The sequence below is a fragment of the Bradyrhizobium sp. S3.7.6 genome, assembly GCF_054061875.1.
In genome coordinates, this window is the sequence record NZ_JBSSEQ010000001.1 from 3,986,386 (window position 1) to 4,012,999 (window position 26,614).

The window sequence follows — 26,614 nt, forward strand, 5'->3', positions numbered from 1 at the left end:
TCACATCCCCGCGTCCGCGACCCAGTGCCCGTACCACGACTGCGTCGCCGTGCCGTTGATGCGAGCCGATTGGTCGCCGACGCTGTCAATCGTCGCGGCAACATCGACGCCACCGGCCGAATTGTAGACCACGCCCGACGCTCCGGTGACCGGCGAGAACATGGTCACGGTGGGCGCGGCCCGCATCTTGCCGCGCCAATGGATATTTCTCATGATGATGCTGGCCGTCGAGCCGTTGTCCCACGCCGCTTCCTGATTGACGTTCGTCGCGGTGCCGGGGCGCGTGCCATAGGCGTAGCTCGACTGCCAGAGACGCTCGCAGTTGCGCAGGGTCTCGGCGAAATCCGACATCTCGAATACTTGGGTGACATTGCCCTCGTACAGAGCGACATCGAACAGCTCGACCACGTTGCCGTTTGTCGCCATCACATTGAGCTGAGCAGCGGATGAGTGCAGCGACGAAGCGCCCCAGACGCCCGTCGCGCCCTGCAAGCTCGTGCCGCAGCCGAAGCTCCACCGAATGTCGAGCCCTGCACCCGAGCTGTCCTTGATCCACGTCCCCAGCGTATCGGCGGTCAGAACGATGGACTTGGTCGCATCGCTATTCGCTTCGCCTGCCGCGACCGTGTAGGTGTCAGCGTAGCAGCGAGTTTGCGCAGCGTTCATAAAGGAGACGCCGAAGGTGCCAGCCGGTAGCCTGACGCCGAATTGCAAAATGAATTGCTTGGCGGCGGGGCTGCCGAAGAGCAGATCGGCCACGCGGCTGCCTTCGAGCTTGGCGCCAACCTGCATGTATTGATTGGTGCCGAGCGCGGCATCAGCGACCGTCACCGTCCCGCGAATACGGTTCGGCGAGCCCGATGGCGTTGGCGATGCAACTTGCTGCCACGACATCGTGCCGTCCGTCACCGTCGAGATGAAGAACTGATCGACAATGTGGGCCGCGTTGGCGGTGACCGCGATGCCTGGATTGCGCTGGTTGACCCCCATCGCACCGTTGAGGATGTAGTTCTTCTTGCGCCCGTAACTGGTGCCGAGCGCATCAGCCTTGGTCGTCCACTTTTCGCCGTCCCATGTGTAGACCGGCACACCCGCGACCGGCGGCTGTGGATATTTCTGGTTGAGCACTGGCGCGTTCGGGAAGTCGAGCATTACGGCACCTTTGCTTCCAGCGTCTCGATCCGCGCCATGGCTTCCTGCAGTGCCTTGGTCAGCGCGGCGATGATGGTGAACGGGTTCGGCGACTGGATCAGGTCGGGCTGGTCCTTCACGCCGGTCGCGGCGCTCTGTACCAGCGTCCCCTGCAACTCGTGCGCGATGAAGCCCCAGCGCTCGATGTCGTCGCCGACGACGAAGTGCTGCATCTCGCCGGTTGAACGCGACGCCTGCAGCTCCATCTGCGCGGGCGGCGTGAAATCGGTGTGCGTGTACTTGATCGGGCGCAGCGCCTTGACCGTCTCCCACATACCGGGCAGATCGGCCACGTCCTTCTTAATGCGATAGTCCGACGTGAAGGAGACGTTGCCGAGATTGACGTTATCGACCCAGCCCTGCAGCACGCTGGTGGACCAGTAGAAATTCCAGCCGTTCGCGCCGTAGCCGCCCGATGAGCCCTGCTTGCCCGCGAAGCCATTCGCTGGCTGGAAAAGCCCGGTCGTCATGAAGCCGAAGAGATTGGGATTGCTCGCGACTTGCACCCGGAGATGCCCGGTCGTTGCTTCGTAATAGAAGATGCCGCCCGTCGTGGCATCGCTCTTGTAGAACCAGAAGTGTGCGTTGTTGGCCGGTGCCGTTGACCTGACGCCGTTGATAGCCGCGACCGTCAGCGTCCCCGACATCGTTGCGCTGGCATCGGCGCGAGAGATTTGCAGTGCCGTAGAAAGGCCCGCACCAGCATCAGAATAGTTTTGGATGAAAAAATCCGATCCGGCATTTCCACCGCTCTCAGCGCCGGGAGCGCCAAGATGGAGTTGCCATCTCGTGCTTCCATTGTTTTTGCCGATGAGCGTGCTTCCGACTGTAGCGTTCGGCTTGTCGAGAGACAGCGTGGCATATCCTGCGGCGGGCTTGATCGTCAGCGCTCCGGTCATGGTGTCACCGCTCTTGGTGACGAACGCGGTGAAGTCGGGCTGCGGACAGGCAATTACCCATTGCGTGCTGCTTCCGTCATTCACTCTGACGTAGAGCAGACCGGTGTCGCTTTCCCACCAGAGCGTATTGTCAGCCGCGCCAACGGGTGGCGTATCGGAGACGGTGATGGTTGAGGGGCCTGCCGGTCCCGGCGCACCAGCAGCGCCGGTATCGCCCTTGTCGCCCTTGACGCCGGGGATGCCTTGCGGACCTTGCGGGCCGACATCGCCCTGATCGCCTTTCGGACCCGGATCACCCTGCGGACCCGGACCGCCCGGATCGCCCTTGTCGCCCTGATAACCGCGCGGGCCTTCCGGGCCGGGAGGGCCGGGAGGCCCTTGCTCGAAGGTCTGGATGATTTCGGTCTCGTCATCGAAGGTCACAACAATCGAAGTTGCGTCGTCCTCTGCGATGAGGGTGACATCGTTGTCCTGAATGACTTCGACTTCGGTCATCGTGTTGGCCCCGCGTTGTTGGCCAGCCTGCCAGACCAGACGCGCACCTTGTTGCCGCCGCGCGTGAAGATGTTTGACTGGTCGTAGTCGCCCAGCGCCAGCCGCTCCAGCGCCTCCTGCACGATCCGCACGGTGAACTGCCCGGCAGGCGGGTCAGTAAACACGATCTCGCCCGTGTCGCTGCCGAGCCGCAGCTCGGCTGCCTCGTCCTTGGCGTGACGGCGCAGCATCATCTCCATCACGCCGCCGGTCAGGTCGATGGGCGACCCGGCAAGCGTTCTCCAAATGAAGGTGCGGTAAAAGTCCGCATCATTCGCGATTGTGATGTTCACGGTGGCCATGGCGGCTCTTTGCTCCGGGGACTGACATTGTCTCGGCTACGGGGAGGGGTTCGCCGCCGACTTTGATCTCAAGATCATCGACCAAATCCTGCAACGCTTGATCGGTCTGTACGCCAGCCGCATCGGGCGGCCACTCGCTCGGCGGCCCGGCGGTGATGAAGTCCAGATAGCCCGCGTCAGTCTCGTCCACGATGAGCTGACGCTCCGATGCGAACACGCGGCCATCATCAGCCTTCCAGTACCAAGTGAGTGGCGTGTACAGCCGATAGAAGGTGCGAAGGGAAACGGGGTAGGTGTCAGGCATATTGTCCTCCGGTCGATGTCGTGCCCGCTATGGTGCCGGGGTAATAGTTGATGCCGTTGCCGTTCACGATACAGGCGTTAAAGGACACATCGTATTTTTTACCGATGATGTTGCCCGCGTTGGCTATCGACTGGAACGACATGCCGATGTTGCCGCCCGTGCTTGCGGACGCAAAGATCGGAATGGTGACCGGCCCGGCCGGGGCCGAGAACACCGGCTGGTTGACGCCGGTCTGGATGAAGCCCAACGCGAAGGCTTGGACAAATCCACCGTTGAAGAACGACGAGCCGGGGCTGTTTCCGGTGATGATCTGCTTGCCGAGCATGGTCACGACCGCCGAGCGGGCGCACACGAGCTGCATGCCAAGGCAGTTGCCGTACTCGATATCCTGCACGACGACGCCCGACCCGCCGCCGGAAATATAGATGCCGCAGATCGGATCAGGTACGATATTCGGGTTACCGCTCGCCGTGACCTTCATGCCAGCGATAATCTGCTGGCCGCAATTGCTTGCGGAAATCGCCGTGATGTTCACGCCCGTGATCACGCAGGCGCTTGGGGTCGCCAGATTGCCCTGCCAGCCGACATTGCCGCTCCCGCTGGGTCTCGGCAGCGCGAAGCTGGGGTAGTTCAGGCTGTCGGCGAGATAGACCTGCACGTTGAAGCCGTTGAGATTGTACTTGTTGATCTCGTCGGTGGCGCGCTGCGGCGTCTTGAACGGGCCATGGATGGTGCCTGCGACCGCTGCAGCCGTGGTGCCGTCCATCGTGGCGTCGTTGCCGGTCGCCCAGTTGACATAGAGCGTGCGCGGCGCGGTCAGGAAGACCGGCGCACCCGGAACGCCCGCAACGCCACCCGACGACCACACCATCTGGAAAGCTGCGCCATCGTACATCAGGCAGACGATTGCGTTGGCCTTCATGTTGCCAGCGTCGAGCGCGGTGCCATCGATATGGACGATGGGCTTCGGCCCCAGCGCATTGACGTTCAGCACCGATGGCCCGGTGTTGTCGTTGCCGACCTTCAGGATGACCATCAGGTATTTGTAGTAGGCGTTCGGTGCCGGATGCATCGTCACCTGATAGGCGTTCGCCGTGCCCGCATCGTCCTGCGAGTTCATCAGCATCGACTGCACGGAGCGCGCGAGCTGACTGAGGTCGGCGTCGTCGGGCGGGGCGAGACCGGCATGCGTGATCAGGCTCACGATCTCGCGCTGCGGATACTCAATCGACGCGGCAGGCGGGATGGAACCCATCGTGCCGGTCGAGGGGTTGCCGTTGACATACGGCGCGTCCGGGTCGCTGACGCCGTAGGGCTGATGGTACTTCATCGCAATTCCCCTTTTTTAAGGTGTCCCGGCCATTTCGCCCGCCAGTCTCAAGGTTGCTGTAGTCGAAGATGATTTGCGTGTGCGCTGGCTTCCAGCGATTGAGCAGGCACTCCAGATCGTCGGCGAGCCCGATGCGCAGATGCGGATCGACGCCGGTCTGGCCGGACGTGACGCGAAACCACGTCAGCTTTGCTTCATGCACATGCACGGTCCAATAAGACCGCACCCACACTTCGCCGCAGAGACCGTAGTTAGGCCACTCCGCCAGCTCGCCATCCAGAACGGGCGCATCGCCGTTCTCGTCCATGATCTTCTGGCCCCACTGGTTGCGCATCCGATCAGGCGGCAGATCGCCGTAGACGCGGCAGTCGCCGCAGCCGTCCATAGCGATGAAGAACGGGCGATACTCGGTGATGGTGATGGTGTAGCCAAGCATCGCCGCGACATCGATGAAGAACTGCCGCGACTGCCCGCCCTCAAGCGTCATGCGCATCACCAGGGCGAGCTGGCGTTCGGCGATCGAATGCGGCGCGCTGTAGCAGGGATCAGGCAAGCCCCAGTTGCGCTCCCAGTCCGGCAGCAGCTCGATCGTCGTCCTTGGATCGCTCTCCATTTCCAGCAGCTTGCTGGCGCGGATTTCGAAGTCGCCCCAGATGCGGGTCAGCCCGGTGACCACGTTCACCAGCGCGCTGCCGATCGCGCGCGGCCATGCCTGTCCCTGCGGGATCAGGTCCATCATCGCGCTGGCGTAATCGTCGCCGGTTCGCGTGAAGTGCTTGTCGCGATCTGGATCAGGCATAGAGGATCGTCCCTAACACTGGCATGTAGGCTGGTGCGGGCATCTCGGTGGTTTCGAAATCGAGTTCGTGGGTCTCCTCGCCAACGGCTTGGCTGATCGCCTCATCGACCCAGGAGCGGTACATGGTCTGCCCCGGCTTCGATCGCGCGAACTCCATCTCTGCGATCGAGGTTTCGATGCGGGCGCGCACGGTCGGGTCGTCGTTGGTGAGGTTGCGAATGGTGATGTCGTAGAAGAACAGGATCGGAGCCATCACGAAGCAGTCCTTCACCGTGACGGGCCGCTTGCTGTCGATGTAGTTTTCGACCGTCTCGATATCGCTCTGCTGCGGCAGACCATGATTGTCGGGATACAGGTCATCCATCAGGAAGCGCACCGTCATGGTGCCGGGTCCGATCTCCGCCGCCGCCCAGGCTCGCGTGACGCCGGGTACCGCCATGGCCCAGCGGACATAGTCGGCTTGGCTGCCGCCCATCGGCGGGTTCTGGATGCGGAACAGAATGCGCTCGCGGAGCTGGTCGTCGGTCTCCTCATCGACGCCGCCGGTCATGTCGCCGAGCAACGTCACCAGCGTGACGCCTGGAATTTCCTCGGTCAGATCGAGCGCGCTGCCGTCCGGCAGATTGCCCACCGCGCCAGCCGCCAGCGCCACCGCTTCAGCAGTGCCGAAGCCGCCGCTGGCGATCTCGCCCTCGGTCACGGTCTGATACTGCACGCTGCTGCCGCCGGTCATCACGGTGCCGACCGGGATCAGGACGTTGTCGATGCCCTCGAATTGGACGGTGCCCTGGGCGTAGGTCGCCGCTTTGCGCCCCTTGGAGCCGTCCGCATTGGACAGCCAGATGACGCCGTGGCGATCGAGCCATTCCTGCTCTGCGGTATCCGGCATCAACTGCTTGGCGAGCCAATCGAGATACAGGAACGCAAGGTGCGCCAGCCCGCTCATGCTGTCGCTCATGATCCGAAGAACCGAATTCGGGATCATCGCGCGCGCGCCGAGCTGCGACAGCACATAGTCCCGCGTCAGCTTGCGGGCGTCCTTCAGCGTTGGTGTTGACCAAGGCATGCTATTTCCCCAGTTCATCCCAGAGTTCGCTGTAGCGCAGTTCCACCGCTGGCTCCGGCCCGCGATAGATCACCACGCCCACGTCGATGCGCTGGGTGTCGATCTGCTCAGCCAGCACGTCGATGCGCGACGTGATGCGCCGCTGCGTGAACGGCAGTATCGCCTCGCGGGTCCAGCCTTCGGCGCGTCCCAGTGTCGAGCCCTGCTTGGCGAGCGGCCCGGTGATCTTGGCCCGGTGCAACAGCCACAGCAGGCATCCAACCGGCCAACCGCCCCAGATTTCTTCTGCATCCATGTCGCCCCACCAACCGCGGCGATCGGTGGCGTCGGGATCGGGCAGTTCCTCATCCGGCGGTGCCAGCGCATCCGTGCCCAGCGCGACAATGACCGCCGACTGCAGATCGTAGCCGTCAACGATCAGCTTCTGGTCTGACATCAGCCAGTCCAGCTCGACCGCATAGGCGGGGAAGTCGAGTTGCTGCAGGTAGCGGATGTCACCGACCATGGTTCACCTATGGGATTTGGAACGGCGGCGTTGACGGACCACCATCGTTGAACACGATCGGATGCCCCTTGATGTCGAGCTTGTTCTTGACATCGATCTTCATCGTGTCGCTGCAGTTGATTTCCATTTTCGTGCAGGTGAACGTCCACGACTTGGCCTGCTTGTCGTAGACGGCGACCACGTTTTCGCCGTCCAAGATTTCGACCTTGTTCTTGGTCGAACGCACCTCGGTGTTCACCTCTTCACCCTCGTGCTTGTAGTCCTCGTGGTTGGGTGCGCTCGCTTTCTCGGCGCGCTCCTCCGGCGTCAGCCGGGTGATGTCGACGCCAGCGTCGGCCCAGGTCTGCAAGTTCTTCTCGGGCGTGCCGCCTTTCTCGCGATCCTGTTTCTTCTTGGTGACGTGGCGCAGCGACACCATGCGCTCCTTCTTCTCGCTCTTGCCGGTCTCCCTGCCTTCGGCATCGCGCAGCATCGCCGCGCCCGGCTGCTGCCCTTCGCCCTCGTCATCGAGCGAGACCATGTACAGCCCGTTGGTGCGGACGAGCGTCATCTGGCCCTGATGGTCGTATTGCGCGCTCTCGCCGGGCTTCAGCCCCATCGGACGGTGCCTGCGGTCATCGACGCCGATCACCACCGGATGATTGCGCTGCCCGCCCAGGAACAGGGCGATGCCTTCCGCAGCCGGTCCCTTCTTCGCCGCGCCGCCGCCGCCGACGCCGCCACCACCGCCTTGGTCGCCGCCTTGCTTCTCATCGCGCGGCATCGGCATCGTGGTCATGCCGAAGGTCTGCAGCCGCTCCACGATCTTGCGACCTTCTGAATTCATGCCGTCGAACGAAAGCTCCTGCATCATCGGGTTGTCGTTGGCCTTGTTCATCGTCAGCCGCACCGCGTGGTGCATGATCCGGCCCGCCATATCGGTCAGACTATTCCGGTGCATCACTTCGCTCCCTTTGCCTTCTCCGCCAGAACACGTTCGCGCTCTGCCTGCAGCGTCTTCTGCACGGCGTCGCGGTAGTTGAGCTGCCCGTTCATGTGGATCGGATCGACCAGCGAAAGCGTGGTGATCGAGCCTTGGTCGGTCTGCTCGTATACGCAACCCGCGCAGCCCAGCACCATGCCGTTCATGATCAGCATCGGCGATGTCACGGTGTAATACTCGCCAGCCTTCCACACATCGTCGCTCTGGTTGTTGTTCTTGAACCAGCCCTGGACGGTGACCTGCGCCTCGATGAAGCTGCCCTCGGTAAACACCTTCTCCATCATCGCGCGCCGCTTGATGCCGTGCATGTCGTCGGCCAGCTCAGCCGGGATCACCTGCATGCGGTTGCGCGAGGAGGTGCCGTCTTCGGTCGCGATCTGCTTGTTCTGCCCGTCGCCATACGCCTGGTTGCTGCCGTTGCTCTGCCCGATCACGTAAATCTTTTTGTAGACCATCTGGTCGCGCAGCACGGCGTTGACGCGCAGGATGTTCACGCCTTCGATCAGATCACCGGATGGCGAGGCGCTGTTCTCGCCAATCGCAAGCAGCCCGCCATTAGCGTCGGAGCCGATCACGATGTTGCGCATGCGGGCGTAGCGCTCCAGCGCATCCATGATCCGCTCGCCGGGCTGGATTTGGATCTTCTCGAACGGGGCGTCATCGACTGCGCCCTGCTTTTTCAGCTTGATGCCGAGATGCGCCATCAGGTCTGTTGCCAGCGCCGACCATGACTTGCCGTCGTGCCCGTCCAGCTTCTCGATGGGCACCGACGAGTTGGTCAGGTCCACCGTGTCGCCGCAGCCGATCAGGCGAACGCCGTGGTTCTTGGCATCGAGGCCGACGTGGCGCTCCACGATGTAGCCGAACACTGCAGGGACGCCGCCGACATAGGCGCGACAGATATCGCCAGGGACAAATTGCAATGCATCCCAGCGCAGGGGAATGTCCGCTTCCTCAGAGCATTCGAACTGGAAGGTCGGGAACGGCTTTGTCACCAATTGCTCGATGCGCACGCTGGTCCAGTTGGTGAAGAGCGAGCCACGCACCTCCAGCGTCATGATCTCCTTGCCGGTGTTCAGGCGATCGTCGTCCTTGGGCGGGGCGCTGATCGGTGATCTGCCGACATAGAGGCGGGTCGGATTGCTCGGCACGGTCTGGCCCTGATCCTCCGGCGCTTCGACTGTGATTGGCGGAAGCTCGGTCGCCCTGGTGAAGCGTTCGTTGAAGCTGCTCATGTCACACCGCCAACATCTTGCCGACGCGCGGCATGAAAGCGGGATGCACGACATGGTTCTCGTTGATCAGCTCCTTGTAGCGCTTCGGATCGGCGTAGGCGCGCTGCGCCATTCGCAGCGAGGACATCACCTGCTGGAATTCGTAGCGGATCACGCGAGGCAACTGCCGTCCGCGATCGGCCAGATGCGCGGTGACATCGCCGTGCAGCCGGATCAGCGCCATGTAGGTGCCCGCGTCCAGGCTATCGGCGGCGGCCTCGCTGGTCTCGCTGAAGGCTTCGTTCATCGCGTCGGAGACCCGGTCGACCTCTTCGCGGGAACGGAAGGTCATGAAGGCGATGATGCGCGCCTCGCAGCACAGGGTCAGACGCACGATCGCGTTGACGCACAGCACCGCAGGCAGCGATTTCGGCGTTTCGGCCAGCGCCGCCTTGCGCACCCGATCCATCGTCACAAGGGTCGCATAGCTGTGCCGCGCCAGATCGAGCGCGATGCCCAGCGCGATGCAGAATGTCGGCAGGTTGATCATGTTGAAATCGGCGCCCATCATCCCGACCACGCGACGCAACGAGGTGCCGACATCGCCACGCGGATCGACAGCCGCCGACAGCACCACCGGGCAGATGCGCTGGACAATTTCCAAGACTTCGTCGGCTTCATCGCTGGTCATGGCAGGTTGGGCACGCTGTTGGAGACATTGGCGTTGTTGTAGACCTGGGCGTAGGGCGCAGCCTGTTGCGCGGTCTCGGCACTCGGCTCCTGATCTCCGATCACGCTGTTCTCGACGCCGGTCGCTGACTTCTGGATTTCGCCCGGCGTCGAATTGGTGCTGCGGTAGTTCGGGTCGCCGTACTCCACGAAGTCCATCTCGATGGCGCACATGCCGCCACGCTCGCGCGCCTCGGTGATGCTGTAGCCCTGCACCATCACCTTCACGTCTTGCATCTTGTACGGCAGCGGCAGCCGCAGCATGCCGGGACCATCTTTCTCCAGTGCCGTGATCAGCGCGTCACGCAGCGACAGATAGTCCGGCCCGATCAGGTAGCCTTGCACGGTGTAGCGGTTGGCGCGCTTGCCCATGTCCTCGGCATACGGGGTGTTTCGCTTCGGATATTCATGCATCGTCACGCGCCGACCGCCGCCTTGCCCGCCGGTCTCGACAAAGAACGGCGCGCCACGAAATGCGGCTTGCTGCCAGCGATCGCGCCACGGGTTCTTGAATGATCGGATCGGTGCCATGCCTACGGTCCTGCTTCAGCAACAGTGGCGGGCGCATTGGTCGGCTGCATCTGCTTGTAGTTTTCGATGGTCGATTTCTGCCAAAGACCATCCGCGCTCGCGCTGCCTCGCGCGGCGGTGCCGTTGCTCTCGATCTTGACGTTGACGTTGCCGCTGACTTCCTGCTTGTTCGCGATCTGCTCATCGACGCGCCGGTAGCTGAAGCCGCCATCGGTCGGGAAGGTCTTGCTGGAGTAACCTATCTTCGCCGCACCAGCGGCTGTGATGTCGATGCCGCGCCCGGTGCGCGCATGCGGGCCGCTGTCGGTGTGCGGCAGGATCATCGTCCTGCCGTCCGGCCCCGTGACTTCGTACAGCGCGCCGGTCGGCTTTCCTGCGACGCTACGCGGCAGCGCGATGCCTGGATCAGTGTTCTTGAAACCGCCAGCGGTCGGGCGCGATGCGGGCTCGCTTGGATCGGACGGCCAGCCCGGCGCGCTGCCGAAGTAGGAGCCCTTGACGGTCTTGCGATCACCCGCGCTGCCGCCGCCCGCCGTAGGTCCAGCCGAAGCTGCCGCTGCTGCAGTGGTCTTCTCTCCGGTGCCGCGCCGAAACTCGTACTGACTGGCGTTGACGCCCTGACGGATGCCGCCTTGGTTGCCGCCGACCATTTCAAACTTGCCGCCTGCGACCGCGCCGCCCGCGAAGGCGACGTGACTGCCGGGCTGGCCGGGCTTCGCCATGCCGCCATAGCGGCTGGTCTTGCGCACGGCGACATCGCCTTCCTTCACGTCCGATGGATCGACGTGCTGGCCCCAGTTCAACCAGTTTGACGCGATGGCGGCACCCTTCGGCGGTGCGCCTCCCGCCGACTGCACCACCGACGCTGCGAACTGCCCGCACCACGCGCCGGATCGCGGGTAGCCCTTCGACGCCATGAATTGCGACAGTTGCCCGCTCGACGCGCCGCGCGACAGCATGCCGCGCGCTTCCTGCATCACGTCTTTCGGAACAGAGCCCGGCAGCTCGCCCGTGCTGCTGGTCGCGCCGGACGGCCCGCTGGTGCCCGTGCCGGAGCCGCCCGGCTGCGCCCCGCCACCGCCACCGCTGCTGCCGCCACCGCCGCCGCCCGGCTGTCCACCGCCACCCCCGGCGTCAGGGATCACGCTGTAACCGCCACCTCCCCAACTACCGCCAGCGCCAAGACCACCCATGCCGCCACCAGCCGCTGCGCCAGCGCTGCCGCCGAACGTCGCAGGGGTGAAGCCGCCACCGGACGCAGCGCCGCCCGTCTGGACGTAGCTCTGGAATTCAACCAAGGCGGCGAAGACGCCGTCCTTGATCATGCGCGAGCCCTCGGACATCCCGCCGCCGTCGCCGAATGATGACGGCTGATAGAGCGAGTTTCCGCGCTGACGCAGCATGTTCTGGTTCTGGCGCAGCGCATTCGGCGCACCGAATTCATTCGCGCCAGGGAAACGGCTGTTGAAATCAGGGGCAGGGGTTGCGGTGACGCCGCCAGCGCCACCCGGCGTCAGCGTGAAGCCCTTGCCCTGGGTCCAGTTGTTGACCTTCTCCAGCAGACGCAGGATCGCCTCGATGTCCTTGAGGTCTTGCGTCAGCGTCGGGAAGATGCTCTTGCCAGCCATGTTCTTCAGGTCGTTCCAGGCGTCGCCCAGATCGACCAGCGCGTCGGCGTATTTCTGAGCGGCGGCCTGTTCCTCCTCCGTGCGCTCGCGCAATTTGCCCTGCGCCTGCACGAACTGCTCGTAGCTCAACCGCGCCTTGTCGGCACCGAGCCCGATGTCGTCAAAGAATTTGCGCGCCTTGAAGCCGGACGGATCAGACTTCGCCAGTTGCTCCTTGAAGTCGAAGGCGACCTTCATCCTCTCGGCTTGCGTGGTCGCCGCCTGCATGCGCTGCACGATCGGGCCAGCGCCCATCGCATACAACTCGTCGCGCGCGCCGCCGATGTTGTACTTCAGACCATCGGTCGTCTTCTTGAACGCCTCCATGCCCTGCATCATTGATGATGCGGAGATGCCAGCCTTCTCGGCGGCGCTGCTCCACGCGCGCAGATCGCGCTCGCTCATGCCGAGTTCTTTGGAGGCGTACTTCAGTTCGACGGTGCGCTTGGCAACTTCGCCCATCGTGCGATGCAGTTGCCCCATTGCGAGGCCCACACCCGCCGCGCCCAGACCGAAGCCGCCGAGTGCCGGGATCGCTTGCGACAGCTCGCGACCGACACCGCGAATGGTCGTGCCAAGCCGGGAGAATTCGGTGTTGATTGTCTTGATGCCGGGCGCACCGCGTTGACCGACGATGCCGATCTCGCGCCCGATCTTGCGCAACTCGGCCAGCGCTTGATCGCTGACCACCGTCGCCCGCATTCTGAGGACATCATCAACCATGCTGCCGTCTCATTGTTGTGGTCGCCGTGCGTCCGCGACCTCCAGCAATCTCTCGGTCCATTTCAGGTGCTGATGGACATCCTCCAGCGTCATCGCCAGAGTTTCTGCCGGGTTGAGCCCGTAGGCTTTCGCCAAGCGATAGCAGGCTAGAACTGCATCGCCTGTGCGCCCGGCGGGAAAAAACCCATCAGCGCATGGGCGCAGGTGGACCAGTCCTCCGCGTCCATTGATTGGATCGTTGACGGCGGCACTGCAGCGAGCAGCGACATCATCTGGCCCATCGCTGGTGGGTTCGGACGAACCTGTCCGGTCGCCCAATCGATGTGGATCGGATAGTCATCGCCGATTGCCATGATGTCTTTGCCGGTCGGCCTTCGAAACGTGATCTTGCTCAGCATCTCGCCGTGCGCCTGCACGGGCGTTCCAAGGTCGATCACAACTTCCTTCGGTCGCGCTGGCTTCTCGACCGGAGCAGGTGCCGCCTGCACCGGCTCAGGCTTCCGCGCTGCGTTCTCTCCCGCCATCGTCGTCTCCTGCCTCAAGAAATTTCGTCGCAAGACACGCCTTCGAAGCGGACCCGAAACTGTCCGTCGTGCGTGTTGATTTCGACCGGACCCTTGTGCCAAGCGTTGCGCAGCACATAGGTCTTGCCGTTGATCAGGTCGGCCTGGATGGTGGCGTCGATGATGCTCTCGATGAACTCGGTGCTGATTTCAGGCAGTGTCGAGATGTCACCCTCGATGTAGGGGACGCGCGGCAGCTCTTGATAGCCGTGCACGTAGTCCTGACCAGCGATGCCGGTGCGCTCCATCGGCGAGGACGAGACGGTCAGGTTGCCTTTGAGTGGATACTGGTCGCCGTTGACTTTCAGATACGCCGTACCTGCAATCGGTCCTTGCGGCATGGTCCTCTCCTGCGTCGAGATGAACGATGCGCAAGGGAAGTCACTACGCGGCTCGGCGCGGAACGCTCAGAACGTCAGGAAACAGCCTTGCGGGTAGGGTCCGACGCGGGCACGTGCGTCATGGCGCGAGCGATAGTGGACCCATCTGCCTCCACCGGAATGATCTGTTCCGGCGGCGGGCGACGGTTCAGACGCGCTGCGATCGCGGCGAAGTCAAAGACTGCGTCTGGCATCCAAGCGGCTCCATCGAAGCTGCTTCTCGAAAAAGTCCGGCGGCAGCAGCGGCTGGAGGAACGGTGCGGTCGGGTAAAGCTCCTCGATGCAGGACGATGGCCCCGCTCGCCGATGCGCCATCATCAGCAGCTCGCGCCGCCGCTCAAATCCATGCCAGACGAAATTGCCCATGCCACCGCCCAGGACCATCACGCTAGAATTGTATCTCCCAGCCACATCTTTCTGGGAGAGGATCGCGAACTCGCCGGGGACATCAGCCAGCGGCGAGAGGTCGCCGACGATCTCAATGTCCAGATCGAGATAGATCACCTTCGCGCGCCCGCGCCAAAGCGGTTCAAACACCACCATTTTATTCCACCAGCCCAACAGATCGAACGCGCCGATGTCCACGAAGGCCACGTCGCTGCAGCGCTCCGGCTGGTCGGTCAGGCAGACCATGGTGTAGGGCAGGGGCAGGTTCTTTGCGACCTTGTTGCGCATCGTCGTGACGAGGTCGAACGGAGTGCTCTCTCTGGTGCGGATGCATGCAACGATCAGCTCGCTCATGACGCTCTACCGCTGGTACAGATCGCAATGCCGTCCCGCAACGCGACCTTCTGGAAACACCCGATCGCGGAGGACGGGCAGGCGTTGACGACATTAATGCCGTGCGCGGTGAGGTACGGCACATAGACGCGGAAGTGTTCCGCCCAGGCAGACCAGCGCGCCTCGTAGTCAAAGCCGAACAGCACGATCTGCTTGGCGCGCTTGTGGATGCAGATTTGCATCGCGCCGAAGTCGCTGCAGCCGCCGCCATAGATCACGCCCGGATCGTCGGACAGCCCTTGGCCGTCGAGCCGCTTCAGATAGGTGATGTTCTTCGATGGCGGCTCGGCGCCCGCGAGTTGATCCTCCCGCACGGCGAGATAGACCCGGCTCTGCACGCTGGCGAGCTTGTCCTGGCTCCCGTTGAAGTCGAGACCGAAGGCCGCGTCGGCCCAGGGGATGTCGAAGATCGAAGTCCTGACTGCGAGCACGTGCGCGCCACGCAGCTCCTCATAGTTGAGGTCGAGGAGCGAAGGCCCGCCGCCGATCACGGCAACGGGCCTGTCATCCCAGAACGGCTTGTTGATCTTTCCGTACATCAGTTAGACCGCGATCGCTGTATCCACACCTCTGTTATATTGCAGCCGGAATTGCGCCAGCACTGCGAAGATGCGGAGCTGGTTGATCAGGTCCGGCGGGTACAGCACGTTGACGCGGTTCGGATCATCAGGCGCGCGCTCCACGATCAGGTTCTGCTTGAACGCTACCGCATTCTCGACCAGCCCGATGAACTCGTCGGCGCGGTACTGCGCGATCAGTTCGGCCTTGATCACCTTCGGCGTCACGATGGCCTGACCGGCACCAAAGCGCGTGCCATCATCCGCCAGCTTGTGCCTCGGATATTTGCTGGTGATCGCATAGCGCTGGTTGCGGAACAGCCTCGCAAGCGTGGCGAGCGTTGGGACCAGCTCGTAGGCGTCGTCGCCCTGACCATAAAGGTTCTTCTGGTAGGTCGTGCTCTCCCGCCTGATTGCCGGGACACCATCAGCGTTGACGCCCTGTGTTGCGATCCCGACGCCGGACAGGTCGTTGCACTGCGTCATGGTGAAGCGCTGGTGCTTCGGCGCGGGCAGGCAACCCTCCATCGCCAGCGTCTGCAACGGTCGCGCCGGGTCGTTCAAGAGTGCGCGCGCGGCCTTCGCGGTGTAAGCCGCCGCCCAGCAGTAAGGCGGCGTCGGCGAATGATGCTCGACCCCCATGATGGACAGCACCCCGCTGTTGTTGTTGGGGCCGTAAGTCAGCAGATCGGTGTAGCCGGTCTGATCGCCGCTCGCGACCATGCCAGTGCGTGAGCCGAAGACGTGCCCATAAAGCTGGCGCATCCAGCCCCAGCGCCCATTATCGCCGAAGCCGTACTCGGCTTCCAGCAGCGCCAGTGACGTGCTGTCAGTGAAGCCGGTGGCGACGTACTCATAGATTTCGTCGCCAAGGTTCGTGAGCACTTGCGAGATGTCGGGCGTCCCGGTGCCGCCGGTCAGCTTGTTGCCGCTGAGCGTGATTTCGAGCCCGAACGGCACCTGTTCTGCCGCGAGCAAGCCGCCATAGGCCAGGCGCACGTCGATGTCGTTGCCCTCGACGCCCTTCCACTTGCAGGTCAGCGTCACCACGCCTGCCGCCGCAACTGCCGTCACCGGCATCGACAGATCGGCGGTGATCGCGTCGGCGATCTTGGTTGCGGTCTCGTCCACGGCTTCGCCTGCCGCGACGAAAATCTGCACCCTGCGACCGGCGATGTAGACCGGCAGCGTGCCAGCCGAAGTCGCCGCAGTGGCGACGGTGATGGTGCCGGTGGCGACCACGCCCGCTGCTGGCTCCGCGACCGGGGCCACCCACAGCTCTTGCGCAAAATTGTTCTTGGTGAAGAACTCGACCATGCCGTCGAGCATCGAGCCGAAGCCGAACAGCCTGCGCGCGTCTGCCTGAGACGGAACCGGGATCGGCACGTCGGGCAGCGCCTCGCCGTCGGCGTTCATGGAGCCGATGATCAGCGAGGTCAGCCGCGAGCGCGGATAACCGGCCATGCTCGGGTCCACCTCGACCCAATACAGCGGCATCCGCCAGTTCTGCGGAATTGAATTGAATGACACGGGCATCGGCGCGGTCTCCTTCTCAGCCAGCGGTAATGCGGGCGGCGCCCGCTTTAGGGTGTCGTCTCGATGTCGTAGACGCGCTCGATCTGCGGCGTGCCACTATCGACATGCTCCTTGTCGGGGAATTGCGTGGTGACGTGCACGACCTTGAGGTCGTCGGGCACGCGCGGCGGGAAGCGGCTGGAAAACTCCAGCGACATCTCCACCCTGATTTCGTACAGCGTTGTCTCGCCGACCTTGGCGAACTGCGCCACGCGGTCCATCTCGATGACGCCCTCGGTCAGGTTCACGAAATGCGGATCGCTGAGCAGCACGTCGTCCAGCTCACTCATCATTTCTTCCAGCGCCGGTAGATCAGTCTGCTTGTCGGTCTCGACATGCACGCCACCAGAGAAGCCCAGCGTCATAGTGTGCTTGAAGTGCGGTTCGGTGTGGTTGGCGTGATCGTCCTGCAAGCGCCGCTCGCGCAACAGGTAGACACCAAGGATCGGCAGATCGCCGGGCTGCACCTGCAGCATCGGCGTCAGGCGATAGGTCTTGAAGCGGGGGCCGAAGTAAATCTTAGCCAGCTCCATCGCCTTCAGTTGCACCTGACTGGCGTAGTGGCTCATGACAGCGGCTCCTTGGTGCGGAGCAGCAGCGTCGCGCCGCCTTGCCCGTCCTCGTCGCTGTCGCCGACCCAATATTGCTGGCCGAACGCGGGGTGCCTGATGTCGATGATGGTGATCAGATCGCCCTGGTCCGGTGGGGTCACGAAGTCCCACAGCCTAATGCCAAGCGAGACTTCGTGGTCGGAGAAGATGGTGCCATCCTGCATTTCAACGTCAAGGTCGCGCTTGTTGTAGACGCCGTTCGCCTCATAGGCAGGCTGACCCGGCTGCGTCACCAGCGGGGTGACGCTGACCTTAATCTGAAAGATGTCGCCCGCTGGCCTCAGCACCAGCGCATCGAAGTCGATCATGTGCTGCCTCGAATAAAACCCGGCGCTGGACTGTACCGGGTCAAGTCTCGGAAGGTTAGGAGAACGTGCCCTTCTGCAACGCCAGCGGACGCGAACAGAAGTTGAGCGCGTTCATCTGTGTATCGAGGTGCACGCCCTTGTCGTTCGGCATCGCGTATTGCTTGACGTAGCGCTCCTTGCCCATCGTGTTCACGGTCTCGATGTAGTCGGCAGGCGCGAACACGGTGGGGAACAGGTTCGGCACGCCGGTCGGATAGAAGTACGCCTGATTGGTTTCGACCATCGGAGCCGACGCTGCACCTGCGACCGACGCATAACCGCGATAGTTGGTCCACAGGATGCCGCCGAACACGAACGATCCCCATGAAAGCCCGGCTGCGCTGATGTACTGGTTGCGCAACTCGGCGGCGTCCTGCGTCTGCAGATAGGTCGCACGGACCTCCGGCGACATAATCAGCGCGTCGAAGAACGCATCGCCGCAGATCGCCTCAACGCCCGAGAAAGACTGGCCGTCGAGGTTCGCGGCGATGGTGCGGATCAGTGCCGCGCACTGCTGCCTGACCGCGCCCGTTGCCGGGTTGGCGCTGAAGACGAAGTTGATCGCCACAGGCGGGGTGAGGCTGTACTCGGTGAAGAGGTTGAGTTGCTGGCCGTCAGCGTAGGTGATGATGCCCTTGATCGCGCCGACGCGGGCGTGCTCCTTCGTGTACTCCAGCGACTGGCCTGCGGTCTGCATCCGCTCGGCAACCTTGGTCATCACGCTTTCGGTCCCGGTCTCCTCGCCGAACGGGCGCACGCCTTGCACTTCCTCAGCCATGATGGCGTCGTTGATTTCGAAGTGCGGCACGCCCAGCATGCGCATCGCGCGCCGGGGCTTCGCAATCGTCACGCCCGGTGCGCCGCGCGGCGTCGGTGCGACCAGCGACAGGACGTTGTTCTTCTCCTCGATGGCGATGGCGGTCGTCGCCACGCTTGTCTCGGTGAACAGTCCCTTGCTGCTGATGTAGCCGGGGATGAATTTCAGATTATTGATGGCGATTGTAAGCGGCACCACGCCGAAGGCATCGCCGCGAAATACGTCAAGCATATCCGTGTTCCTTATTAAGCTGCCTGTCGGCGAGCGGTTGATGGGATCGCCCGACTACCGGGCGATGATGCCCTTGGTCGCGAGCGTCTGCATGCCGATGATCTGCTCGGGTGCCGTAATCGCGCCCCAAGTAATCAGGTTCTTGTTCACCTCGGCATCGGCCACGATGAGTGCGGTGCGCAGACCCTCGCCGGGGATTGTGCCGCCCGCATAGATGCAGAGCGCTTCGCAGTCCGCGCCAGCCACAGCCGGAACGTAGGTCGCCGGTTGCGTGGCGGTTGCCGGTGCTGTCTTCTTCACCGGCATGCCGACATAGATCGTCGCCGGGTCAGCGAAGTAACCGGCACCGCGCGAGCGCTGACCGTTCGCTTCCGACAAGATGAATTCCGCGCTGTGATGCGGCTCAGTCAGGACGGGGAAGTGCGGCACGGTCGCAGCGAACGGGCTGACTTCAGCTGCGAGTTCTCCCGGGGTGAGTTTGGCGCGGCGATCGGCTTCCTTCGCCTGCTCCAATGCAGTCTCGTTCTCCCGCGCGATGCGCTCTTCGTTCGCCTTGAATTCGTCCTCGCGAGCCTTCTGCTCGCGCTCATGCACAGCACGGCGACCCTCGGCGGCTTTCTTCTGCGCGTCAGCCACACTCTGATCGACGCCGCTGTCCTTGGTCGCGCTGCTCTTCGGCGTTCGGCGCTCGCGCTCGTTGTCGGCATTCTTGGTCTCGTGGTCGGTCATTGCGGAACTCCTTCTCTCTTCGGGTGAGCCTTACTTCTTGAGGCGAGCGTTGAGCTTGTCTGTGATCTTTGCCCACGCCGTTGCAGGGGCTGCCGTTGGCGGCACCAACGGATGCTGCGGCATGATCTGCGGCTCAGCGGCGCGCAGCTCCAGCAACTCCCTGCGGACCTGCTCGATTGGCGTGCTCGCGCGAACGTAAGCGCCGACGCGCTGCGGCTGCTGCGCCAGCGTGCAGAGGTCAGTGACGCTTGCGACGTACTGCCGATGCTCATCGACGCCCTGCTGCTTGGCCGCGTCGAGCGTGATCACCTTCGCAGTCGCTGCCGCCGGAGCTGGCGGCGTCTCTGGAGCAGGGGGCGCGGCAGGCGGTGCCGGAGGGGCTACCGGCGGCTCCTCCGGCACCTCAGGCTCCGTTGCCGGGGAAGGCGGGTCGCCCGGCTGGTCACCTGTCTCGGCGCGGAAGCGATCGGCTGCCGCCCTGGGCAGAAGCCGCAAGGAGAACTTCGCGGCCATCCTTTTCTCTGAGGTGACTTCGTCGGCGAAGCCCCAGTCCTTCGCTTCGGCTGCGTCCATCAGCCGGTCCTCTTTCATCAGTGCCTTGACCTTGGCCGTCGTTGATTTGGCGCGCGCCACGTAGGTCGCGGTCAGCGACTTGTCGATGCGGTCCAGGTCGTCGGCCATTGCGCGCATGTCGTCGGCGTTTCCCAGCGAGATGCCGGATGCGCCATGGATCAGCAGGAACGAATTGCTCGGCATCACGATCTTGTCGGCAGCCATCGCGATGAACGAGGCGGCTGAAGCGGCGATACCGTCCACTTGCGCGGTGACCGTGGCTTTGTGGTTCTTCAGCGCGTTGTGGATCGCAACGCCGTCGAATACGTCACCGCCGGGTGAGTTAATACGCAACGTGATGGCATCGACATCGCCCAGCGCGGTCAGGTCGTCCAGAAACTGCTTGGCGCTGACGGTGTCCTCGCCCCACCACGACTTGCCGATCTCGTCGTAGATGATGATCTCGGCGGTCTTGTCGTCGGCCTTCATCGTGAACCACTGGCGCATGGCGTCCTCCTTCATGCCGCGTCGGAGGCTGCGGCCTCGTCGGCTTGTTCCTGTGCTGCTTGATCGGCGGCATCCGCGGCGTCTTGCGCGGCTTGATCCGCTGCTGCCTGATCGCCGGGCTGGGTAGCCGCCGCGTAGACCACCGGGAAAGTGAGATCGAAGCTTTCCTCGCGCGCCTTGTCTGCAGCAATGCGCCGGTCGTTCTCCTCCGGATCGTTGCCCTCGGCTTCGACCACGTCGCTGCGGCTCTTGAAGCCCGCATCGACTGCGAGTTTTTCGGCCTGCCGGTCCTTGAGCGGATCGACCCAATCATTGCGCTGCGGTATCCATTTCGCGCGTTGATAAGATGATTGCTGCGCAAGGTAGGCGGACGCATCGAGGGGGATCGCCTGCGCCAGCACTGCCGTGTTCATCCAGCGCTTCCAGATCGGCATGCACATCTGGAAAACGATGATGTTGTGCTGGAACTGCTCGAGCTTGCGCCGAAACTCGACAATCGAGCCGCGCAACGATGAATAGTTGGCGCGGCGCAGATCGGACGTGCCGACCGAATAGGGGATGCCGAGTGCCGCGAACAGCGCAAGCTGCTGGCGATACTGATATGCCTCGTATGATCCGCCGACGTCGGCGGGCTCGGAGAACTTGATGTCCTCTCCCGGCAGCAGTGTCTGCATGGTGCCAGGTTCAAGACCGCTCAGCCCGATGTTGTCCTGCGGTGCGCTGGTGTCGGTGCCGTCGATCGGGATCACGTCCTCCGGCGTCGGCGTGGTGATGAAGCCCGCGAACATCGCGGAGATGCGCTTCCGCTCCAGCTCGGCGTCGTCGTACTGGTCGAGCAGGAACATCCGCACGAGCGCGGGCGTGATCAGCGGGACGCCGCGCATCTGGCCTGGCCGGGTGCACTTGAAGACGTGCAGCACGTCGGATGCCGGGACGCGCACCGGCTGCAGCGAGCCGGTGATCTCGATCGGCGCGTCGCCGGGATGGACCGGATAGAACCAGTAGGCGGCGCGCTTGCCCAACAGGTCCAGCTCGATGCCGTTCATGATCCAGTTGCCGTTGGGCGCCTGCATGTTCAGCCAGTACGGGCACATCTCGCTTTCGAGCAGTTGCAACTGGAGCGGCACGGCGTAGCCGTCCTCGATCCGGCGGCTGCGGAAGCGGATGAAGCACTCGCCAGCTTCGAACAGGGCGCGCGCGACAATCGTCTGCATGCCGTACAGATCGGCCAGCCCATCGGCATCGGCGTCGTCGGTCCAGTCGAGCCAGAGCTGCATGATGGTGTCGCGCAGCTCGGCGTTCTCGGTCAGGAGCGAGGACGGCTTGATGCCGGTGCCGATCAGGTTGGCGACGAAGCTCTCGCAGGCCGCGTTGGCGTGCGGGTTGTTGCGCAGTGCATCGCGCGCGCGAGCCCGCAGCAGGGCGCCGGTCGAGGACAGGATCGTGTTGGTGGTGTACTGCGTCGGCTGCCAGCTCTTCAGTCGGCGCCGCTGGGCGCCGCCGTCATAGTAATTGCTGGCGCGCTTGCTGGTGCTCGATATGAACCGGCCCAGAATTCCCTCCGACAGGATGTCGCGGAAGGCACCCATCTCACAGCCCCTTGTCGGCTTGAGTGGTCATCCTGATCTGGCGAATGCGCCCGCCCATGCCCAAGGCATCGGCAAGGTCTTCTTCGAGGCCGGAGAGGATTTGCCGCAGCTCGGCCAGGGTGCGGAATTCGGTGCGCTTGTCGCCATAGGCGGCGCTGTTGACGCCGGAGACGATGAGCGTCTTCAACGCAGTGATCTGCGAGACGATCTCTTCCAGCGTGGCCTTGGCTTGGCGGCGGCGCGGATCGAGCGCGCGCGCCAGCGCAAGCTGCTGCGCGCTCGACAACTCTGCACGGGGTTGGTCTGCTGACACGGCACGGAGCCACTAGGCTCCGAGATAGCTCGATCTGACGATGCGCCTGATCCTGCGACCGCGCGATATTGCGGGAGGAACGGGTGGCGCTTCGCGAGCGCTCTCTACCTCGGATGGGGTTTCCGGCTGCGTGCCAACGCCATCCTTATTCCTGTCATGACTGTTTTGCAATGGGATGCGCTGCACGTTGAGCAGGTAGCCCGCCGCCGCCTGCATCGCCTCGCAATCAAAGAAATGATTGTCGCGTGAGCGCTGCACCCATTCGACCCTGCCGGTCGGCTGCTTAAGTCGGGCTTCGCTGACGAGCTGGTGGCAGTAATCGTCATCGACATTCTTGAACACATGCCAGCCGCCGATGTGACCCTCGGGCCAGCGCAGCCGCTCATGCACCCAGCTTTTCCAGTGATCGGTGTCCAGGCGGACCAGCTCCAGGCCGTACTTGGCCGCGCGCCCGTCCTTGCGGCTGACCTCAAGCTTGGAAAAGATAAGCGGCGTGCGCATCGGCGAGCTGCTGCCCTTGGTCGGCCGGACCCGGCGCATGAAGCGGCGGCAGAATTCGTAGACCCGGTTGAGCGGCAGCGTGTCGGTCTTACCGGGTCGGAAGCCGCTGTCCACGAAGGTGAGCCGGATCGGCAATCCGTCGATCGGCTGCGACACCAGATCCCCGAGCGCGGTCCAGATTTCCTCTTCGGAAGTGTCGCCACGGAGATAGCCGTAATTGATCAGCCACGATGTCGCGCGTGCGCCCCAGCCGCGGATCACCCAGGGGATCGACTGCCGCTGCACATCGCACGTGAGGGTCAGATAGAGCACATCGTCGGGCACCTCGCCACGTTTGTAGGTGGCCTGCTGCGACTTGGTCTTGATTTCCATCCATTCGGGCACCTCGCCGCCGCCGGGTGAGTACAGCTCGCCGAAGCCTGCGTTGATCGCCTGCTGCACCATGGCGGGGTCGCCGCTCTGCTGCGCCTCGACTAGCACCGCGACGCGCTCGCCGAAGCTGACGAACGGCGACGCCAGCCCACTGACCCAGAACGAAGCCGCCATGGTGTCAGGCGGCGCGCCGTGGACGTTGCCGCCCTTGTCGATGGTCTGCCCAGGCGCGACATAGCGACCACGCGCGTTCATCTCGGTCTTGTGGTGGTCCTCGATGACGCCATGGCAGCGGGGGCATTCGAGGAAGGTCTCGCGCGCGGCTTCAAGCGGCGTGGCCTTGAGCGCGAAGCGCAACAGGTCGAAGCGCGGCACAAAGTATTCGTCGCAATGCGGGCACGGCCAGCACCAGTGATACCGGGTGCCCTGTTGCCAGAGCTGCCAGATGGGGCTTTCGATGTCCTCGGCCACCGCGACCTCCCAGAAAAACAGGCCGCTGGTCTCGTCCTTGACAGTGGCCAACCTGCCGCGCTTCGGCGTCGAGGTGACGACACAGACGAAGTCTGCATAGGTGTCGCCGCGTCGCTCGACCAGTCCGAGCGGGCCGCCCTGGTGGTTCACGTTGTTCCTCATCTCGTCGTACTCATCGACGAGCGCGAGTGCGGCGGGATCGGATTTCAACGCGGTCGAGGACCCGGCATGCGCCAATCGAAACGGGACGCCCCCGACGACCTTGCGCGTTTTGGTCATGCGCTTGCCGCGCGCGACCTTCGCGGTGAGCGTGGGCGCCTCGTCGAGTAGCGCCATGACGCGGGGCTCGAACTGCTCGCTCAGGAATTGCTTGTTTGGCCCGACATACAGGATCGGGGCCGGGCGCTGGTCGAGGCGCTGCCCGACGACGTCGAGTATCATTTCGGTCTTGCCGGTCTGCGCTCCGAAAGCGAGCACGATGCGCTTGTATTCGGCCGACGCGATGAGGCTCGACGGCATGACGATATAGGGCGTCAAGAGAGGATCACGCGGTCCCGGTATTGCCGCCGTGCGCGGGTAAATGCGGTTCTCCGCTGCCCAAACGTCCGGGGTCACTTCCTTGGACGGGACCAGCAGCAGCGCTGCGCGCGCCCAGAAGGTTTGCCTTTTCGTTGAAAGCATCCGCAAGGCGATGGAGGATGTCATTGAGCGCCTGATCTATCGTTCGGCGGAAGGTTAGGTCGCGCGTGACGCGGGCCGCCAGCCCTGCCAATTCGGAGCGGAAGCTGCCGACCATCTCATCCACGAGGCCGTTCACGTCCTCGATCTCGACCAGCCGCTTCTCGTTCTCCAGATTGCGTAATTCGATTTCGCGAGCGCGGGCATCGCGCACCCGGCTGTCGGCGGCACTCTTGCTGCTGCGACGTTCGCTGTCACGCAGAAAGCGGATCAAGGCGCGGACGCCTGCGATGAACGGGATCATTCCGCGCCCGCCGCGAGGCAATGACCCCTCTCGCTGGAGCTGGCGAATATAGGTTGCCGTGTAGTCAGCGAATGCCGCGAACTCGGTGACGGAGACAAACCGATCGCCCGCGGGCGGCTGGTCGTCGCCGATGTCTTCTTCGTTGCTCACCGCACGCCCAGGAATTTGTGGGTCTGAACGCTGATGCGCCACCGGTTCTGGCGGGCCGCCTCCATGCAAAGCTCGGTGGCTTTTCTTGCTCATCGATAGCGGCTGCAACCAGACCAGCGCCGGACCATGCAAGCGGACCAGGGCGAGCAGCTCCTCGACATCGGCTGGCTTGCCGATCGGCATCTTGATTTCGTTGGCGCGTTGCCACGCCTCGGCCTGGAAGGTCTTGCCGCCGGGCATGTTGAGCTTAGGCGAGACGGTGACCCAGGCGCGGGGGTCGATACGGATCGGCTCGGTGCCGCTGGTCTCGACCTGCACCGTCCAGCCGTCGGCGATCATGCGGCCCGACAATTCGGTGAGGTCATACATGCACGGCTCGCCGCCGGTCAGGACCAGATGCCGGGATTGGGATTGCGACAGGGTCTGCACCAGTTCATCGATTGACACGGCGGCAAAGCTCGGGCTTGGCTCGATCTTCCCCAGGATGATGGCGAGCGGATCGGGCGGCGCGTGGTTCAGTTCCCAGGTGTATTTGGTGTCGCACCAGGGGCAGCCGACATCGCAACCCTGCAGCCGGACAAAGGTCGAGGGCATGCCGGTGAACGTGGCCTCGCCCTGGACGGTTTCGAACAGCTCGTTGACCGGGAGCATCAGATCGCTGCTTCGCATGAGCATTTGCGGGTCTCATCGACTACGACGCGGACCAAGCGGACGGTCGGGGGCAAGACCTGGGGGCCGACGACGGTCAGGAGATGCGCCGCGATGTTCTCGGCGGTCGGGTTGAACGGGACGGTGACGATCGACGGCTCGATCACCAGCAGTGCGGGCAGGAGCGGGTCGCGATGCCAGAGCACCATGCGATGGTCCCAGTTATCTTCGAGCCACTGGCAGAGGGTGGACTTGATGACGCCGAAGTCAATGATGCGGCCCAGGTGATCGAGGGCATCGGCCTCGCAGTGGAAGTGCACGCGATAGTTATGGCCATGCAGAAACTGGCACTTGCCCTCGTGATCGACGACGCGGTGACCGCATGAGATGTCGTGATACCGGGTGGCGCGGATTATTGGCATCGGAAGCCCTTCGCTTGGATGAGCGACAGCACCTCGGCGCGGGCGGCCGGGCCGTCGCGGAAGATGCCGCGCATCACGGATGTGGTCATGGTGGTTCCGTCTTCCTTCACGCCGCGCCATGTCATGCAAGAGTGGCGTGCGCTGAGCACAACGGCAAGGCCACGCGGCGCGATGATGCGCTCGACCTCGTCGGCGAGCTGCATGATGGCCTCTTCCTGTATCTGAGGGCGGGACAAAATCCAGTTGGCGATGCGCGAGAACTTCGAGATGCCGATGACGCGCTCGCCAGGAATGACGCCGAACCAGACCTCGCCCTCGATCGGGCAGAGATGATGCGAGCACGCTGATCGAACGGTGATCGGGCCGACAACGTAAATCTCATCCATCGATCTGACGTTCGGAAAGTCGGTGCACGTCGGCGGTGGCAGATAGCGCCCAGCAAACACCTCATGCACGAACATTTTTGCGAGGCGCTTTGCGGTGCCCCGCGTGTTGTGATCGTTCTCGGTGTCGATCACCAGGGCGTCGAGCATCGCACCAGCGCAGCGCTCGACCTCGCCCTCGATGGCGGCGAGATCGCCGGGCAGCAGGGCGTCGAAAATGTTGTCGTTGGCCAGATAGGTCCGGCCCCCTGATTTGAGCCGATTTCGGACGGTCTCACCCGGCTTAGGGGTCAGCTGAGCAAGTTTCTGCTTATCTTTCAATGGATTAGCCTGCATTTTCTATCGTTGTCTGTGGTTG

The 26,614-nt window shown here is 63.5% G+C and carries 29 protein-coding genes; all 29 read right to left on the reverse strand.

Going from position 1 to position 26,614, the window contains the following annotated elements:
* Positions 1–1,152: a hypothetical protein gene (locus ACVJ5M_RS18895; RefSeq protein ID WP_354076420.1), complete on the reverse strand. Its 1,152-nt coding sequence runs from the start codon at positions 1,150–1,152 to the stop codon at positions 1–3.
* Positions 1,152–2,585 carry a tail fiber domain-containing protein gene (locus ACVJ5M_RS18900; protein WP_354076422.1) on the reverse strand — a complete coding sequence of 478 codons (1,434 nt, stop codon included), beginning with the start codon at positions 2,583–2,585 and terminating at the stop codon, positions 1,152–1,154. The genes ACVJ5M_RS18895 and ACVJ5M_RS18900 overlap by 1 nt, the downstream gene beginning before the upstream one ends.
* Positions 2,582–2,926, reverse strand: coding sequence for a hypothetical protein (locus ACVJ5M_RS18905; RefSeq protein ID WP_354076424.1), 345 nt, complete (start codon positions 2,924–2,926; stop codon positions 2,582–2,584). Before ACVJ5M_RS18905 ends, ACVJ5M_RS18900 begins: the two co-directional genes overlap by 4 nt.
* Positions 2,895–3,230: a hypothetical protein gene (locus tag ACVJ5M_RS18910; protein ID WP_354076426.1), complete on the reverse strand. Its 336-nt coding sequence runs from the start codon at positions 3,228–3,230 to the stop codon at positions 2,895–2,897. The genes ACVJ5M_RS18905 and ACVJ5M_RS18910 overlap by 32 nt, the downstream gene beginning before the upstream one ends.
* Complete coding sequence (locus ACVJ5M_RS18915; RefSeq protein ID WP_354076428.1) at positions 3,223–4,560, reverse strand: hypothetical protein; 1,338 nt, start codon at positions 4,558–4,560, stop codon at positions 3,223–3,225. The genes ACVJ5M_RS18910 and ACVJ5M_RS18915 overlap by 8 nt, the downstream gene beginning before the upstream one ends.
* Complete coding sequence (locus tag ACVJ5M_RS18920) at positions 4,454–5,296, reverse strand: YmfQ family protein (RefSeq protein ID WP_456679370.1); 843 nt, start codon at positions 5,294–5,296, stop codon at positions 4,454–4,456. The genes ACVJ5M_RS18915 and ACVJ5M_RS18920 overlap by 107 nt, the downstream gene beginning before the upstream one ends.
* Before the next feature lie 55 nt (positions 5,297–5,351).
* A complete protein-coding gene (locus tag ACVJ5M_RS18925; RefSeq protein ID WP_354076432.1) occupies positions 5,352–6,425 on the reverse strand; it encodes a baseplate J/gp47 family protein in 1,074 nt (357 codons plus the stop codon).
* 1 nt (position 6,426) lies between these two features.
* Positions 6,427–6,930 (reverse strand): phage GP46 family protein, encoded by a 504-nt coding sequence (locus tag ACVJ5M_RS18930; protein ID WP_354076434.1) that lies wholly within the window; start codon positions 6,928–6,930, stop codon positions 6,427–6,429.
* 7 nt (positions 6,931–6,937) lie between these two features.
* Positions 6,938–7,870, reverse strand: coding sequence for a phage baseplate assembly protein domain-containing protein (locus tag ACVJ5M_RS18935; RefSeq protein ID WP_354076436.1), 933 nt, complete (start codon positions 7,868–7,870; stop codon positions 6,938–6,940).
* Complete coding sequence (locus ACVJ5M_RS18940; RefSeq protein ID WP_354076438.1) at positions 7,870–9,147, reverse strand: phage baseplate assembly protein; 1,278 nt, start codon at positions 9,145–9,147, stop codon at positions 7,870–7,872. The genes ACVJ5M_RS18935 and ACVJ5M_RS18940 overlap by 1 nt, the downstream gene beginning before the upstream one ends.
* A 1-nt stretch (position 9,148) precedes the next feature.
* On the reverse strand, positions 9,149–9,817 hold the full coding sequence (locus ACVJ5M_RS18945) for a hypothetical protein (RefSeq protein WP_354076440.1): 669 nt from the start codon (positions 9,815–9,817) through the stop codon (positions 9,149–9,151).
* A complete protein-coding gene (locus ACVJ5M_RS18950; RefSeq protein WP_354076442.1) occupies positions 9,814–10,386 on the reverse strand; it encodes a DNA circularization N-terminal domain-containing protein in 573 nt (190 codons plus the stop codon). Before ACVJ5M_RS18950 ends, ACVJ5M_RS18945 begins: the two co-directional genes overlap by 4 nt.
* Positions 10,387–10,388: 2 nt before the next feature.
* A complete protein-coding gene (locus ACVJ5M_RS18955; RefSeq protein ID WP_354076444.1) occupies positions 10,389–12,776 on the reverse strand; it encodes a C40 family peptidase in 2,388 nt (795 codons plus the stop codon).
* A 146-nt stretch (positions 12,777–12,922) separates the two neighbouring features.
* A complete protein-coding gene (locus ACVJ5M_RS18960; RefSeq protein WP_354076446.1) occupies positions 12,923–13,300 on the reverse strand; it encodes a phage tail assembly protein in 378 nt (125 codons plus the stop codon).
* Between the two features lie 14 nt (positions 13,301–13,314).
* Complete coding sequence (locus ACVJ5M_RS18965) at positions 13,315–13,680, reverse strand: phage tail tube protein (RefSeq protein WP_085401657.1); 366 nt, start codon at positions 13,678–13,680, stop codon at positions 13,315–13,317.
* 213 nt (positions 13,681–13,893) lie between these two features.
* Complete coding sequence (locus tag ACVJ5M_RS18970; protein ID WP_354076448.1) at positions 13,894–14,460, reverse strand: hypothetical protein; 567 nt, start codon at positions 14,458–14,460, stop codon at positions 13,894–13,896.
* A complete protein-coding gene (locus tag ACVJ5M_RS18975; RefSeq protein ID WP_354076450.1) occupies positions 14,457–15,038 on the reverse strand; it encodes a hypothetical protein in 582 nt (193 codons plus the stop codon). Before ACVJ5M_RS18975 ends, ACVJ5M_RS18970 begins: the two co-directional genes overlap by 4 nt.
* Before the next feature lie 3 nt (positions 15,039–15,041).
* Positions 15,042–16,592, reverse strand: a complete 1,551-nt coding sequence (locus ACVJ5M_RS18980) for a phage tail sheath C-terminal domain-containing protein (RefSeq protein WP_354076452.1) — start codon at positions 16,590–16,592, stop codon at positions 15,042–15,044.
* Positions 16,593–16,639: 47 nt separating this feature from the next.
* Positions 16,640–17,200, reverse strand: coding sequence for a hypothetical protein (locus ACVJ5M_RS18985; protein WP_354100272.1), 561 nt, complete (start codon positions 17,198–17,200; stop codon positions 16,640–16,642).
* Positions 17,197–17,550: a head-tail joining protein gene (locus ACVJ5M_RS18990; RefSeq protein WP_354076456.1), complete on the reverse strand. Its 354-nt coding sequence runs from the start codon at positions 17,548–17,550 to the stop codon at positions 17,197–17,199. The genes ACVJ5M_RS18985 and ACVJ5M_RS18990 overlap by 4 nt, the downstream gene beginning before the upstream one ends.
* A 55-nt stretch (positions 17,551–17,605) precedes the next feature.
* Complete coding sequence (locus ACVJ5M_RS18995) at positions 17,606–18,637, reverse strand: major capsid protein (protein ID WP_354076458.1); 1,032 nt, start codon at positions 18,635–18,637, stop codon at positions 17,606–17,608.
* Between the two features lie 54 nt (positions 18,638–18,691).
* The gene (locus ACVJ5M_RS19000) at positions 18,692–19,366 is read right to left on the reverse strand and encodes a head decoration protein (protein WP_354076461.1); all 675 of its coding nucleotides are present in this window, start codon (positions 19,364–19,366) and stop codon (positions 18,692–18,694) included.
* Between the two features lie 30 nt (positions 19,367–19,396).
* Positions 19,397–20,425 carry a head maturation protease, ClpP-related gene (locus ACVJ5M_RS19005; RefSeq protein ID WP_354076463.1) on the reverse strand — a complete coding sequence of 343 codons (1,029 nt, stop codon included), beginning with the start codon at positions 20,423–20,425 and terminating at the stop codon, positions 19,397–19,399.
* 11 nt (positions 20,426–20,436) lie between these two features.
* Complete coding sequence (locus ACVJ5M_RS19010) at positions 20,437–22,014, reverse strand: phage portal protein (protein WP_354076465.1); 1,578 nt, start codon at positions 22,012–22,014, stop codon at positions 20,437–20,439.
* A 1-nt stretch (position 22,015) separates the two neighbouring features.
* Positions 22,016–22,327 carry a phage head-tail joining protein gene (locus tag ACVJ5M_RS19015; protein WP_354076467.1) on the reverse strand — a complete coding sequence of 104 codons (312 nt, stop codon included), beginning with the start codon at positions 22,325–22,327 and terminating at the stop codon, positions 22,016–22,018.
* 12 nt (positions 22,328–22,339) lie between these two features.
* Positions 22,340–24,208, reverse strand: coding sequence for a terminase gpA endonuclease subunit (locus tag ACVJ5M_RS19020; RefSeq protein WP_354100273.1), 1,869 nt, complete (start codon positions 24,206–24,208; stop codon positions 22,340–22,342).
* A gap of 7 nt (positions 24,209–24,215) precedes the next feature.
* On the reverse strand, positions 24,216–25,478 hold the full coding sequence (gene queE / locus ACVJ5M_RS19025; protein ID WP_354100274.1) for a 7-carboxy-7-deazaguanine synthase QueE: 1,263 nt from the start codon (positions 25,476–25,478) through the stop codon (positions 24,216–24,218).
* On the reverse strand, positions 25,454–25,873 hold the full coding sequence (locus ACVJ5M_RS19030) for a 6-pyruvoyl trahydropterin synthase family protein (RefSeq protein WP_085401669.1): 420 nt from the start codon (positions 25,871–25,873) through the stop codon (positions 25,454–25,456). The genes queE and ACVJ5M_RS19030 overlap by 25 nt, the downstream gene beginning before the upstream one ends.
* On the reverse strand, positions 25,864–26,577 hold the full coding sequence (gene folE / locus ACVJ5M_RS19035) for a GTP cyclohydrolase I (RefSeq protein WP_354076474.1): 714 nt from the start codon (positions 26,575–26,577) through the stop codon (positions 25,864–25,866). The genes ACVJ5M_RS19030 and folE overlap by 10 nt, the downstream gene beginning before the upstream one ends.
* Between the last annotated feature and the right edge of the window lie 37 nt (positions 26,578–26,614).

Coding starts and splice junctions, on each gene's coding strand:
- ACVJ5M_RS18910 (WP_354076426.1), bottom strand. CDS start 3,230: ATGCCTGACACCTACCCCGTTTCCCTTCGCACCTTCTATCGGCTGTAC.
- ACVJ5M_RS19005 (WP_354076463.1), bottom strand. CDS start 20,425: ATGCGCCAGTGGTTCACGATGAAGGCCGACGACAAGACCGCCGAGATC.
- ACVJ5M_RS18925 (WP_354076432.1), bottom strand. CDS start 6,425: ATGCCTTGGTCAACACCAACGCTGAAGGACGCCCGCAAGCTGACGCGG.
- ACVJ5M_RS18965 (WP_085401657.1), bottom strand. CDS start 13,680: ATGCCGCAAGGACCGATTGCAGGTACGGCGTATCTGAAAGTCAACGGC.
- ACVJ5M_RS18930 (WP_354076434.1), bottom strand. CDS start 6,930: ATGGTCGGTGACATCCGCTACCTGCAGCAACTCGACTTCCCCGCCTAT.
- ACVJ5M_RS18990 (WP_354076456.1), bottom strand. CDS start 17,550: ATGATCGACTTCGATGCGCTGGTGCTGAGGCCAGCGGGCGACATCTTT.
- ACVJ5M_RS18950 (WP_354076442.1), bottom strand. CDS start 10,386: ATGGCACCGATCCGATCATTCAAGAACCCGTGGCGCGATCGCTGGCAG.
- ACVJ5M_RS18975 (WP_354076450.1), bottom strand. CDS start 15,038: ATGTACGGAAAGATCAACAAGCCGTTCTGGGATGACAGGCCCGTTGCC.
- ACVJ5M_RS19000 (WP_354076461.1), bottom strand. CDS start 19,366: ATGACCGACCACGAGACCAAGAATGCCGACAACGAGCGCGAGCGCCGA.
- ACVJ5M_RS18995 (WP_354076458.1), bottom strand. CDS start 18,637: ATGCTTGACGTATTTCGCGGCGATGCCTTCGGCGTGGTGCCGCTTACA.
- ACVJ5M_RS18970 (WP_354076448.1), bottom strand. CDS start 14,460: ATGAGCGAGCTGATCGTTGCATGCATCCGCACCAGAGAGAGCACTCCG.
- ACVJ5M_RS18935 (WP_354076436.1), bottom strand. CDS start 7,870: ATGCACCGGAATAGTCTGACCGATATGGCGGGCCGGATCATGCACCAC.
- ACVJ5M_RS19010 (WP_354076465.1), bottom strand. CDS start 22,014: ATGGGTGCCTTCCGCGACATCCTGTCGGAGGGAATTCTGGGCCGGTTC.
- ACVJ5M_RS18985 (WP_354100272.1), bottom strand. CDS start 17,200: ATGAGCCACTACGCCAGTCAGGTGCAACTGAAGGCGATGGAGCTGGCT.
- ACVJ5M_RS18960 (WP_354076446.1), bottom strand. CDS start 13,300: ATGGCGGGAGAGAACGCAGCGCGGAAGCCTGAGCCGGTGCAGGCGGCA.
- ACVJ5M_RS18945 (WP_354076440.1), bottom strand. CDS start 9,817: ATGACCAGCGATGAAGCCGACGAAGTCTTGGAAATTGTCCAGCGCATC.
- ACVJ5M_RS18915 (WP_354076428.1), bottom strand. CDS start 4,560: ATGAAGTACCATCAGCCCTACGGCGTCAGCGACCCGGACGCGCCGTAT.
- ACVJ5M_RS18900 (WP_354076422.1), bottom strand. CDS start 2,585: ATGACCGAAGTCGAAGTCATTCAGGACAACGATGTCACCCTCATCGCA.
- ACVJ5M_RS18895 (WP_354076420.1), bottom strand. CDS start 1,152: ATGCTCGACTTCCCGAACGCGCCAGTGCTCAACCAGAAATATCCACAG.
- ACVJ5M_RS18920 (WP_456679370.1), bottom strand. CDS start 5,296: ATGGACCTGATCCCGCAGGGACAGGCATGGCCGCGCGCGATCGGCAGC.
- queE (WP_354100274.1), bottom strand. CDS start 25,478: ATGCTCATGCGAAGCAGCGATCTGATGCTCCCGGTCAACGAGCTGTTC.
- ACVJ5M_RS18905 (WP_354076424.1), bottom strand. CDS start 2,926: ATGGCCACCGTGAACATCACAATCGCGAATGATGCGGACTTTTACCGC.
- ACVJ5M_RS18955 (WP_354076444.1), bottom strand. CDS start 12,776: ATGGTTGATGATGTCCTCAGAATGCGGGCGACGGTGGTCAGCGATCAA.
- ACVJ5M_RS18980 (WP_354076452.1), bottom strand. CDS start 16,592: ATGCCCGTGTCATTCAATTCAATTCCGCAGAACTGGCGGATGCCGCTG.
- ACVJ5M_RS18940 (WP_354076438.1), bottom strand. CDS start 9,147: ATGAGCAGCTTCAACGAACGCTTCACCAGGGCGACCGAGCTTCCGCCA.
- ACVJ5M_RS19030 (WP_085401669.1), bottom strand. CDS start 25,873: ATGCCAATAATCCGCGCCACCCGGTATCACGACATCTCATGCGGTCAC.